Raw genomic sequence first — 13333 nt, forward strand, 5'->3', positions numbered from 1 at the left:
AACCTAGAAATTGAAATTACCTAAAAGTAGTATATGAAATTATGAGGATGCTGAAAATGAGATTTCAGCATCCTCATTTTTAAAATATAGTAGTCAATTTTTATTTTAAATGGAATTAAAGTACATATACTGAGTATAATAATACAAACTTGTAGTATGAATAGAATATATAGGAAGTTGTAATTTACAAAGGGTTATGGAAATATATGTATTAAAAATAAATAGAAAGGAAATTCTTATGTTTTCGATAATAGGAGCAATTTTATTTTCAATAGTAGCTATTTTGACTATTCTAGTAGCAATAGGTTTACCATTAGGTGAGTTTACCATGGGAGGACAACATAAAATATTACCTAATAGATATAGAGTAATGGCTGGAATTTCAGTATTTATTCAAATTTTTGCTATTATTATAGTGTTACAGACAGATGGATTCATTCCATTATGGTTTTCTCTTAAGGTAACTAAATATATCTGTGCCTTCTTTGCTGGGTATCTATTGTTAAATACTATTATGAACTTAATGTCTAGGAGTAAAAAAGAGAGTAATATTATGACGCCTCTATCATTTATTACTGCAATATGTTTTTGGATAACTGTATTTAGTAATTAAAGTGGAGTATAAATAGGAATTATAAAATAAATTTATTATTATATAAATTTATTTTATAACTGGACAATATGATTACTTTAGTATAATTATTTTGATAAAGACTCTATTATAAATAATGTTTGTAGAAATTAAAACTCTATTAGTATTAAATCTTATACTATAAAAGCAAGAATTAGTAATTCACATATTTATATGTATAAGAATAATCTATTAATGAAGAATTTTCGTTAATGGAGGTATCTGGTGGGATACTATGTTAGAGTGGAAACTAATGTAACAATTTTTGTAGAAGATCTTAATCCACATGCAGATAAAACAATTTTATTTATACATGGATGGCCTGGTAGCCATGATTTATTTGAATATCAATTTGATCAGCTTCCTAAAAAGGGGTATAGATGCATTGGAATCGATATAAGAGGCTTTGGTGACTCAAGTAAGCCTTTTGAAGGATATGATTATGATCGTTTAGCAGATGATGTGAAAGCTGTAGTGGATGCATTAAAATTAAAGGATTTTACCCTTGTAGGACATTCAACTGGAGGTGCAATAGCAATTAGATATATGAGCCGCCATAATGGTCATGGAGTATCTAAACTAGCTCTTTTTGCAGCTGCAGCACCTAGCCTTATAAAACGTGATAACTTTCCATATGGAGTAGACAAGGAAGTAGTAACTAATATTATTCAAGGAACATATACAGATCGGCCTAAAATGCTAAGAGAATTTGGAGGTATATTTTTCTTTCAGCATACAACACAAGCCTTTTCAGATTGGTTCTTTCAATTAGGCTTAAAGGCAGCAGGATGGGCAACTGCAGCAATAGCAAATACATGGATTAATGAAGTTTTATTTTCTGATTTAGAAACTATAGATGTTAAAACTTTAATCATCCACGGTATCCATGATAAAGTTGTGCCATTTGAATTAGGGCAAATCCAAAATCAAAAAATTAAAAATTCCAAACTTTTACCTTTTAAATATAGTGGACATGCATCATTTTATGATCAAAAAGATAAATTTAATGATGAATTAATGAAATTTATAGAAGAGTAGAAAATTAAAGATATAAAAATAGTAGCTTTCTAATTAATAGTTAGCTACTATTTATTTTCTACCATTATTTCTATCTTCACACAATATTGGGTTTCATCTTTAGTGGAAAGCTCATTTAAAGGATATTCTTCATAGGCATCACTACAAACTTTTAAATTATTTTCTTTTATATATTCATATAACTTAATATAAAGATCATCTGATTCTCCATAAGCACATCTACCATAGAAAACTACATACTTACCTTCAGGTTTATAAGTATTATGGCCGTTTAATATTTTAAAATAGTATTGCTTTGCATATAATGGATTTTCAGATTCAATATCATCTTTACTAATAATAGCACCCAGGGGATAACCTATTTCAATTCCATTTTCATAGGCATAATTATAAAATGATATAACGAAATCTTCTAGAGTATCATCAGAAGGTGTTGTAGGAATTAATGGACCTAAGAAAATAGGTTCATTCTTTTTATATTCAATACTTATAGTATTTTCTTCATATTTAATAGCTTCTTCAGCCATATCAACATAAAGCTGCATAACCTCTAATATACGTTTAAGCTTTTTTATTTCGGTTAATATATGTTCTTTTTGAGAGCTAAATAATGCAAACATTTCTTCGGGAGTACGAATATCGATATATCTTTTAATTTCATTAATTCCAATTCCGATTTCCCTTAAAGAAATAATTAAATATGCAGTAGTTAATTGATTTTGTGAATAATATCGATAACCATTTTTACCACGAAATTCTGGAGATAGAAGTCCAATTTGGTCATAATACCTTAAGTTTTCACGTTTTATTCCAGTTAAAAATGAAAATTCTTTGATTGTCATTTGAGATTTATTTTTCATAAAACCCTCCAAAATTTTAAATAAAGTGTTGACATTAAAGTTACTTTAAGCTTTATAATACCACTTGAAATAATTATTTGCAAAAATTTTTTACATAATGGAGGTAGACTATGAAGTATTTAAAATTGTTTCTAAGAGAAAGAAAAGGCAAAGTTTTAATGACATTAATTATGCTTTTAGGACAATCAATTGGAACATTGCTGATTCCATTTTTAATAGCAGGTATTGTAGACAATGGAATTTTAAAAGGTGATATAAATGAAATTACAAGAATAGGAATACAAATGCTGCTAGTTCTTTTAGTAGCAACAGTTACGGCAGTACTAGGTAGTTATTTTTCTGCTGATATTGCTGCAGCTCTAGGATTCTATATGAGAGATAAGATATTTAGAAAGAGTCAGGAGTTATCTATTCATGAATTTGATAATATTGGAGTATCATCAATGATTACACGTACCACCTCTGATATCTCTAATATGCAACAGACTTTTGGTTTAGCACTGCAGTTAATAGTTCCAGCACCACTTGTTATTGGATCGTCTATTATTATGACTGCTTATACCAATGAAGCACTAGCCTTAATACTAATTGCATCTATAATAATATTTATTATTTTTGCATGGATAATACTTAAAAAGTCAACAGTTATTTCTAAAAGGGTTCAGAGTAAATTAGATCACATTAATCAGGTGATAAGAGAAGCTATAACTGGAATACGTGTTATTCGTGCTTTTGGAAATGAGAAATACGAAGAAGGTAGAGCAAGAAGTGCTTTTGAAGGTTATGCAAAAGATATGGTAAAGCTAAACAAGTTATTTGCCATATTAAATCCTATAGTATGGCTTATAATTGGATTGTCTATGGCTATTATTGTATGGCTTGGTGGAGTACTATCTATGAATGCTTCAATGGAAATAGGAGAAATAACAGCGGTTACTGAATACTCAATAATTACACTTAGTTATTTAATTCTCGCTACAACAACAAGTGTTACTCTTCCTAAAATGAAATCATGTCTTGATCGTATAGAGGAAGTTCTAGAAATTAATCCAGAGATTAAGGATTTGAAGCTAGAAAAGAAAGAGGTACAAGCTAATAATACAGTTGTTGAATTTGATAATGTATCTTTTATATATCATGGTGCAGAAGAAGAAGTTATAAAGGATTTATCATTTTCATGTAAGGTAGGCGAGACAACAGCGATTATAGGGAGTACTGGTTCTGGTAAGAGTACTATTGCTAATCTTATATTAAGATTACATGATATTAATAGAGGAGAAATTCGTATAAATGGAGCTGATATAAGAAGCTTTTCTCAAAAAGAACTTAGAAATAAGGTAGGGTATGTTCCTCAGAAAGCTTTATTATTTAGTGGAACAATTGAAGACAACTTAAGAATGGGATATGAAGATGCGACAAATGAAGAAATGAAAAAAGCACTAACTATTGCTCAAGCAGAAGCTTTCGTAGATAAATTACCAAAGGGAATAAAATCAGAAGTTTCTCAAGGAGGATCTAATTTTTCAGGTGGACAGAAGCAACGTCTTTCCATTGCTAGAGCTCTTGTAAGGAAGGTTCCAGTTTATATTTTTGATGATAGTTTTTCTGCTTTAGATGTAAAAACAGATTCAGCATTACGTAAATCTCTTAAAGAAAACATGAAAGATACTGCTAAGATAATAATTGATCAGAGAGTAAGTACTATAATGGATGCAGATCAAATCCTTGTGCTAGATGAGGGAAAACTAGTTGGTGTTGGAAAACATGAAGAACTAATGAAAAATTGTTCAGTATATCAAGCAATTGCTAAAAGTCAGATGAATATTAAGGAGGCTTGATTTTAATGGAAAAAGATAAAGAAATAGATATAATGGAATTTCATGAGGATATTCCTAGAAATACAAAAAAGACTATTAAAAGGTTAATGATAAGATTATCAGATCAAAAGAAAAAGTTAATAATAGTAGGCTTATCTACTTTGCTTGGAAGTGCATCCTATGCAGTTATGCCATTATTAGTTGGTAGTGCTATAGATAATTTAGTAACTGCAATTCGTAGTTTTAATGGATCTTTAAGTGTTATTAAGGTAGTAACAGATGCACTTTTTATACCAGTTTTAATGTTAATAGGAGTTTCTATTATTAGCAGTTTAGTATCTTACATTCAGCAATATATAATAGCTAGCATTGGTGAAAACTTGACTCTATCACTACGTACAGAAATAAGTGAGAAAATTAATAGATTACCACTTAAATACTTTGACTCACATAAAACAGGTGATGTAATGAGTAGGGTAACAACTGATCTTGAAAAAGTATCACAAGTAATGCAAGTTGGCTTTATGCAGTTTATATCTTCTTCCTTTACAATTGTACTTACAATTATTGCGATGCTTATATTAAATCCAAAGTTATCATTATTAATCTTTGTATTTATTGGAATTAGTGCTGTAGCAACCAACTATGTATCAAGTTTAAGTCAACGTTACTATGGTGAAAATTTTGCTGCTATGGGAGAATTAAGTGGAAAAATTGAAGAAGTATATTCAGGTAACAGAATTATTAAGGTCTTTAATCAACAAGAGAAAACAATTGAGGAAGTTTCAGAGCTTAATAAAAAGCAGTTTGAAGCAAATAGAAGAGCACAGTTTGTTGACTTTGCAATATATCCAACTATAAGGCTTTTAAATCAATTAGGATTTATAGCTATTGCTATTGTAGGTGGGATGATGGCAATTGGTGGACAAATTTCTCTAGGTGCTATTCAAGCGTTTTTACAATATGTAAATCAAGTTTCTGAACCTATTACTCAAGCTTCTTATGTTATAATGGCTCTGCAATCTGCAATTGCTGGTGCAGAAAGAGTTTTTGAATTATTAGATGAAGAGGAAGAAATTGCAGATAGTAAATTTAATGAGATTTCTTTTAAAGAAAACCCTATAACTGAAGGTAGAGTTAATTTTGAAAATGTAAAGTTTGGTTATACTAAAGAGAAGACTTTAATAAAAGACTTGAATCTTGAAGTTAAACCAAATGAAATGGTAGCAATTGTTGGACCAACAGGTGGAGGAAAAACAACTTTAATTAATTTAATTATGCGCTTCTATGAATTAAATGGAGGTTCTATATCAATTGATGGTGTTAATATAACTGAAATACCAAGAAATACATTACGTAGGCAAATAGGTATGGTACTTCAAGATACATGGTTATTTGAAGGTACAATAGCTGAAAATATTGCCTATGGTAAGATGGATGCTACTCGCGAAGAAATTATAGATGCTGCAAAAGCTGCCTGCTGTGATCATTTTATTCGTACACTTGAGCATGGTTATGATACTGTAATATCAAGTGAAACAGCAAATGTATCACAAGGTCAAATGCAGTTATTAACTATAGCTCGTGCTATGCTAACTAATCCAAGTATTATGATACTAGATGAAGCTACATCAAGCGTAGATACTAGAACAGAAGTAGAAATTCAAAAAGCTTTATCAAGGCTTATGAAGGACAAGACTAGCTTCGTCATAGCTCACAGACTTTCAACTATTAAAAATGCAGATATGATATTAGTTGTAAAAGATGGAGATATAGTAGAGAGAGGAAATCATGAAAGTCTTTTAGAACAAAATGGCTTCTATGCATCACTTTATTATAGCCAGTTTGAAGTTGCTAATTAAATAATAACTATATACTGATTAAGAAAATTTTTCCTATATTATAGAGGGGGCTGTATAAGACTGATTTTATAGATCAACTCTGATACAGCTTCTTTTTTTATTCAATATGTTTAGAATCTATAATATTAAGTAACTCTTACTTGTTTTTATTCATATTATTAACAGGAAGAAGGGGAAGTATATTATTATTAATTAAACTCTATAGCAATAGATTATTTACACTGCAATATTTATGAATATATAAATTGAAAAATAGGATATAAATTATTCTATAAAATATTAAGCTCAAATGTATTGAAAAATATGTTAACACTAATTACACTTAAGAGTAGATAAAATAAAAAACGTAAGATGGGGAGTTTTTATGTATACGATTAGAAAAATAAAAAGTGAAGAAATAGAAAAAGTAATGGAGTTATGGAAGGCAAGTACAATTAAAGCACATAGCTTTATTGAAAAGGAATATTGGGAAAATAATTATGAGGTTGTAAAAAATATTTATATACCTATGTCAGAAACCTTTGTATATGATGATGGAGAAGAAATAAGAGGATTTATAAGTATTATAAATAAAGAATTTATAGGGGCTCTATTTATAGATATTGACTACCAAGGATTAGGAATCGGAAGTAAATTAATTGATTATGTAGATAATAAATATAACAAACTAGAATTAGTAGTGTATAAAGAGAATGAAAGTGCTGTTAAGTTTTATAAGAAGAAAAGTTTTAAAATAATTGAAGAACAAAAGAATGAAGACTCAGGATTATATGAATACATAATGGAAAAGTAACCTTATAATATTAATTATTTACAAATAAATCTAAAAGTGATAAGATTAATACAAATAAATTTCAATATTATAGTAAATGAACATAATATTGATAGTATAATATTATTAAACATTGATAGGGACGAGTATTATAGAATACAGTTTTAAGAGAGAAAGTGTCATCGGCTGTAAGCACTTTTAAATATGACTATAAGAAAACTAACCTGGAGTTATGGTTTAGTATCAATAAAATGAGAAATGCCATCGGTGAAGATCGATAATACTTACAGAGATGAATTGAATTATTAATTCAATTTGGGTGGAACCACGTATATAACATTCGTCCCAAGATTATGGGATGGGTGTTTTTTTATTTTCAATTAAATCTATAAAAGGAGGTAGAATGTAATGATTAACGTAAAATTAAAAGATGGATCAATAAGAGAAGTCAAAGAAGAATCAAATATTTTAGAATTAGCTAGTTTAATAAGCAAGAAGTTAGCAAAAGTTGCTGTAGCAGGTGAAGTAAATGGAACCTTAGTTGATTTAAGCTATAAGCTTAAAGATGAAGATGAGGTAAATATACTAACTTGCGACGATGAAGTAGGAATTGAGGTTATGAGACATACTACCTCACATGTGATGGCACAAGCAGTTAAAAGAATTTATAAAGATGCAAAAGTAACTATTGGGCCATCAATAGAAAATGGATTTTACTATGACTTTGATATAGAAAATCCATTAAATAATGAAGATTTAGCTAAAATTGAAGAAGAAATGAACAATATAATTAAAGAAGATTTAAATATAGAAAGGATAGAGTTATCTAGAGAAGAAGCTATAAAGCTAATGGAAGATAGAGATGAACCATATAAAGTTCAGATAATAAAAGAACTTCCAGAGGGAGTAACAATATCTCTTTATAAACAAGGTGAATTTATTGATCTTTGTAGAGGACCTCATTTATATTCAACTAAATCAATTAAGGCTTTTAAATTGACAAGTGTTGCAGGTGCTTATTGGAAGGGTAATGAAAAAAATAAGATGTTACAAAGAATTTATGGCGTAGCATTTTCTAATAAAGAGCTTTTAAAAACTTATTTAAACAATATAGAAGAATCGAAGAAAAGGGATCATAGAAAGTTAGGAAAAGAATTGAAGCTATTTACTTTTGCAGAAGAAGGGCCAGGTTTCCCGTTCTTTTTACCTAAGGGTGTAGTTCTTAAAAATAACCTAATAAATTATTGGAGAGAACTTCATGACAAGGCTGGATATGTTGAAGTAGAAACACCTATAATGTTAAATAAAAAGTTATGGGAAACTTCAGGTCATTGGTATCATTATAAAGAAAATATGTACACTTCAATGATAGATGATGAAGAATTTGCATTAAAGCCAATGAATTGTCCAGGAGGAATGCTTGTATATAAATCTGAGTCTCATTCCTATAGAGATTTTCCAATGAGAGTTGGGGAACTTGGAAGAGTTCATAGACATGAATTATCAGGGGCTTTACATGGTCTTATGAGGGTAAGAGCCTTTACTCAAGATGATGCACATATATTTATGTTACCAGAACAAATTAAATCAGAGATAAAAGGTGTTGTATCTTTAATTGATGAAGTATATTCAAAGTTTGGATTTAAATATGGAGTTGAATTATCTACAAGGCCTGAAGACTCAATGGGAAGTGATGAAGATTGGAATATGGCAGAGGAGTCTTTAAAAGATGCACTAAATGAAATGAACCTACCTTATAAAATAAATGAAGGGGATGGAGCGTTTTATGGACCTAAGATCGATTTTCACCTTGAAGATAGTCTAGGTAGAACATGGCAGTGTGGAACTATTCAATTGGATTTCCAATTACCACAAAGGTTTGAATTAGACTATATTGGCAGTGACGGGGAAAAGCATAGACCAATAGTTATTCATAGAGTTATTTTTGGAAGTATTGAAAGATTTATTGGTATATTAATTGAACACTTTGCAGGGAAGTTCCCAACATGGCTTGCTCCAGTACAAGTTAAAGTATTACCTATTTCTGATAAGTTTATAGACTACTCAAATGAAGTTAAGAAGAAGTTATTATCTAATGGAATAAGGATTGAAATGGATTTAAGAGGTGAAAAAATAGGATATAAAATAAGGGAAGCTAGAAATGAAAGAGTTCCTTATATAATTGTTATAGGTGAAAAGGAAGAAAAGGATCAAATCATTTCTTTAAGAAGTAGAGTAAATGGTGATGAAGGAAATGTTTCTTTAGAGAGCTTTATTAATAAAATAAATGAAGAGATAAAAAATAAAACTATATAGATTAATTATATAATTAGTAAGTTAACTATATAGTTTTAACTATTAATAGAATAATATTTTTTATAATGAAGAGAAGGGGAGTAGAGATTTTACGACCCTTTCTTTTAATATCAATATAGAAGATAAATATAAATATAAATATAAATATAAATATAAATATAAATATAAATGAGTTAAGATGAGATATATTAGTAAATGGCTTTAAACTAACTTTTATTTAATTTCAAAAGAAAGAAAAATAATAAGAGAGTAATTATTAAATAATAAAAATTATTAGTTGACAAAGGATATTATTTAAGTTAATATATAAACATAACAAGGAAACTTAAAAGAAATATAAATATATATATAAGATGTAGGAGAGATTAATTATGAAAAAATTATTTAAATGCACAATATGTGGATATGTACATGAAGGAGTTGAAGCTCCAGAAGTTTGTCCTAAGTGTAACTTAGGAAAAGAAAAATTTGTTGAATTAAGTAGTGAAGATGCAGAAAAGATTTATGCTTCTGATAGAACTAATAGCATTCATGCTGAAATGATTATATTAGCAGATAAGATTGCTAAGCTTGCAAAAGAAGGTATTGAAATCAACCTAGATCCTAAGTGCGTAAATGGATTTGAAAAGGCTAAGAACGAAGCTTGGGTTATCAAACAAAGATGCAAAGCTGAATTAGCTGGACACATTGCTAACGGTAAGTGGTAAGATAAATATAAGGCTATATATTGTGGTATGACAATATATAGCCTTTTTTGTATAGAAAGTAATTGATATTAATATAAATTAATAAGAGTAACATAGATTAGAAGAATATTTTTAGAGTTATAGTTTAGAAATATGACATTTAAAATATTAATTAGATTTTTTATATCAATTACCATTATATATATGAACTGCAAAAAGTTTAGTCTCCTTTTTATTATTATCTTAATTATTTACGAAGTGAAATAAATAATTAAGTACCTTTTACTTTTATTTAAGTTAATGAGATTCTGCTAATTGAATTAATCATGATATAATTATTGGTGAGGAATTGGTAAAATGTTAAGATGAAAAAGATTGATATGGGAGAGGGTTATGAGAAGTTTAATTAGATTAAGTAATTACAATAAAGAAGATGTTGAAAAGATATTTGATATAGCAGATGAATTACAAGAGGGGAAGTATAATGACTTTTTGAAAGGAAAGACTATAGTAATGTTTTTCCCAGAATCAAGTATTAGAACAAGAGTTACTTTTGAAAAAGGAATATATTTGTTAGGTGGACAAAGTATAGTCTTTCCACCTGAAACATTAGATAAGAAAGAAAAAGCTCAAGATGTAATTGGATATTTAAATAATTGGGTTGATGGAGTTATTGTACGATATAAAGATATTGAAAAATTGGATGAGATGAATAGATATTCTACTTTCCCTATAATAAATGCAATGACAGATGTTAATCACCCTTGTGAAATGCTAGCAGATATGTACGCTTTATCTAAAATAAGAGAGGATTTTACTATAGATAAGTTTCTCTTTGTAGGAGGTATTGGGAATATTGGATTGGCATGGAAAGAGGCTGCTGAATTAATGGGCTTTTCTTTAACTCAATGTAGTCCAGTTAAATATAAAATGCCTGGTGTAAATCATATAGTTGATTTGAAAAGTGCTATTGTTGGTAAGGACATTATTTGTACAGATCCACTAGGTCCAGGGATGTTAAAGGATTTTCATAATCATCAAGTTACATTAGAAATAATGAATAATGCAAATGATAATGCAATTTTAAATCCTTGTCCACCATTTTATCGAGGTGAGGAAGTTTCCAGTGAAATAGTAGAAAGCAAATATTTTGTTGGTTATAAATTTAAGAAATATTTACTTGAGATACAACAAGCAATAATTATTTATAGTATGTTAGATTATGTATGAAGTATTGGAATAAGTATTCGAATCATTTTATAGAAGAAAATATATAAATTAAGTAGATATTAAATCATGAAATTTTCATAAGAACAGTATATTCACAAAATTCTATATTAAATTTTAAAATAGTTGAAATAGAAGTAATTTAATTTCATATCCTAGAGAAATTTCAAAGATTCATTTTTAAAACAAAAATTACCCAATATTAATTATTTGTAATTTGGGGTTATTTTAAGGAGATAATTATGTCTAATTATTATTAGCTGATTTTCTAGGCACAATTATTTTCATGATTTATTCTTTTTCGTTTCCTTATCTTTAAATCTTAAAAGATCTAGAGTTACTATAACTAAATTTGGAGAAGTATTTTTAAAATATGATAATTTGGAATTAATTGAAATAAAAAGAGGTAAAGAAAAAATACAAAATATGAAAGAGAATAATGATAATCTTATTTCTATTGCATTTATTAATTGTATAGGAACGACATTTATAACTTTTATAATAAGTAGTTTCTTCGAATAAAAAGAGGTGAATATGACGCAAATAGATAGTACATTAAAAATTAAAAAAAGAGATAGAATAAAAATCAGCAATTTAGATGATTTTAAGGATGCTTTGCTATGTGAGGGGTACATAATAAATGATCTTATTGAAGAAGACTTCAAGGTAGAGTTAAAAAGAATTTTTAAACTAAATAATACTGTAGCTGAAAGATTATATTCTTCAATTAAAGATAATGAAGTTAGTTATAAAGTAAATAATATAGAGAATCTTATTGATTATATAGAAAAGATTTTAATATTTGATAATGAGCATAAAAAACTCTGTAGAATACTAAGTAATATTAAGAGATTAAATATAGATAGAATTGAATATGAAAGAGAGACAAGAATACAAGATAATGTTGAAGATATATTAAAGGATATCGAAGAAGTAAAGAAGCATATATCTAGAAATATTTATAAAGGTCAGAAAGAAATAATAGAGAATTTAGAAAAAGAAATAGATAAGGACTATATTTATGGCAAGGATATTGAATTATTAAAAAAGATCCTTCTTTATAAAAAAGAAGGACTGATTGAAAAATATAATGAAAAAACAAAAGTAAAATCAATATCTTTTAAAATACCAGAAAAAATTGATTGCAAATATATAAAACACAAGAAAGGTTCTGTAGAGTACCATGAATATTTAACTAATAACATACCAAGAATACAGCGTTTAATAAAGAATGTAGATAAATATATGAAATCTTTTGGAAATGAAGATGGAACATTTAAAATAAATCAAAGTAATGCATTACAAGATTCTATAAATATAGCAGTAGCAATATTTGATAATAAGGAGTTTAAAGCAATAAGTGGAAGTATTGATATAAAAAAATATTGTGTAGCACCACCTCCAGAAAAAACAGTGTTTAAGAGTATTAAAGTCAATAAATTAGGTAGGTTGGGGGGAGGATATAATAGAGTTAATGATAGTGAAAAAAAGATATTTGAAGAAATTCATAAGTTAATAGAAGAAAAAGCTTTGAAAGATGAAGGAAATATTATTTTATATAGTAAATGGGAACCGTGTCCAAGCTGTTATTATGTAATTAGTCAATTTTGTAATATGCATCCTAATATAAAGATACAGGTTAATTATGGCAAAAAATATGGTGAGAAATAGAAGGAACCTACTTATAATATATATAAAATAAGATGAAGTTTATTATTTTAGAAAAGAATATAAAAATCAATTTTATTAAATAAACTAATTGACAGATAGAGTCGTAAGATATATAATTAAGCAAATTAAAAGCTATGAAGAGAAGAGTAGTTATGAATGAATACACAGAGAGTTTCCGGTTGGTGGAAGGAAATTATGAAAGCATAATGAAACAAGCCTCGGAGCTGCATACGGATCTTATAAAAATAATTATAAGTGATGATATGACGTAGGTTCACGTTACAGAACTAGAGTATGATTTAACCTATTATAGGGAAATGGTGTACTTGAAGAGCTTAAAATGGTGACATTTTAGGGAAAAAGGGTGGTATCGTGAAATGTAATTTTCGCCCCTGTAGAGCAAAGTTCTACAGGGGCTTTTTGTCGTAAAAATTATTAAAAAGGAGTTGAAAG

10 protein-coding genes and 2 other annotated features are annotated in these 13333 nt (G+C 28.0%); of the genes, 9 read left to right on the forward strand and 1 reads right to left on the reverse strand.

What is annotated here, in order from left to right:
• Window positions 1-238 precede the first annotated feature (238 nt).
• The gene (locus tag GPX08_RS00325; protein WP_156624273.1) at window positions 239-613 is read left to right on the forward strand and encodes a hypothetical protein; all 375 of its coding nucleotides are present in this window, start codon (window positions 239-241) and stop codon (window positions 611-613) included.
• A 243-nt stretch (window positions 614-856) separates the two neighbouring features.
• A complete protein-coding gene (locus tag GPX08_RS00330; protein WP_156624275.1) occupies window positions 857-1669 on the forward strand; it encodes an alpha/beta fold hydrolase in 813 nt (270 codons plus the stop codon).
• A 47-nt stretch (window positions 1670-1716) separates the two neighbouring features.
• On the opposite strand, the gene GPX08_RS00335 is transcribed toward GPX08_RS00330, so the two are convergent.
• Complete coding sequence (locus GPX08_RS00335; protein WP_156624276.1) at window positions 1717-2529, reverse strand: MerR family transcriptional regulator; 813 nt, start codon at window positions 2527-2529, stop codon at window positions 1717-1719.
• 110 nt (window positions 2530-2639) lie between these two features.
• Between GPX08_RS00335 and GPX08_RS00340 the strand changes: the two genes are divergently transcribed.
• From GPX08_RS00340 to GPX08_RS00370, 7 genes are all read left to right on the forward strand, one after another.
• On the forward strand, window positions 2640-4367 hold the full coding sequence (locus GPX08_RS00340) for an ATP-binding cassette domain-containing protein (RefSeq protein WP_156624279.1): 1728 nt from the start codon (window positions 2640-2642) through the stop codon (window positions 4365-4367).
• Window positions 4368-4372: 5 nt separating this feature from the next.
• The gene (locus GPX08_RS00345; protein ID WP_156624281.1) at window positions 4373-6208 is read left to right on the forward strand and encodes an ATP-binding cassette domain-containing protein; all 1836 of its coding nucleotides are present in this window, start codon (window positions 4373-4375) and stop codon (window positions 6206-6208) included.
• A 364-nt stretch (window positions 6209-6572) separates the two neighbouring features.
• A complete protein-coding gene (locus tag GPX08_RS00350) occupies window positions 6573-7001 on the forward strand; it encodes an N-acetyltransferase (RefSeq protein ID WP_156624282.1) in 429 nt (142 codons plus the stop codon).
• A 103-nt stretch (window positions 7002-7104) separates the two neighbouring features.
• Window positions 7105-7331 (forward strand) — a binding site (T-box leader).
• A 57-nt stretch (window positions 7332-7388) separates the two neighbouring features.
• Entirely contained in the window at window positions 7389-9296 is a 1908-nt protein-coding gene (thrS, locus tag GPX08_RS00355; RefSeq protein ID WP_156624284.1) for a threonine--tRNA ligase, read from the forward strand.
• A 371-nt stretch (window positions 9297-9667) separates the two neighbouring features.
• Window positions 9668-10003, forward strand: coding sequence for a rubredoxin (locus tag GPX08_RS00360; RefSeq protein WP_136005287.1), 336 nt, complete (start codon window positions 9668-9670; stop codon window positions 10001-10003).
• 372 nt (window positions 10004-10375) lie between these two features.
• Window positions 10376-11212, forward strand: coding sequence for a peptide transporter (locus tag GPX08_RS00365; protein WP_156624286.1), 837 nt, complete (start codon window positions 10376-10378; stop codon window positions 11210-11212).
• A gap of 531 nt (window positions 11213-11743) precedes the next feature.
• The gene (locus GPX08_RS00370; RefSeq protein WP_156624288.1) at window positions 11744-12880 is read left to right on the forward strand and encodes a hypothetical protein; all 1137 of its coding nucleotides are present in this window, start codon (window positions 11744-11746) and stop codon (window positions 12878-12880) included.
• A 125-nt stretch (window positions 12881-13005) separates the two neighbouring features.
• Window positions 13006-13277, forward strand: a binding site (T-box leader).
• Window positions 13278-13333: the final 56 nt, after the last annotated feature.

It is taken from the genome of Clostridium tertium (genome assembly GCF_902652255.1).
GTDB classification, from domain to species: Bacteria; Bacillota; Clostridia; order Clostridiales; family Clostridiaceae; genus Clostridium; species Clostridium tertium_A.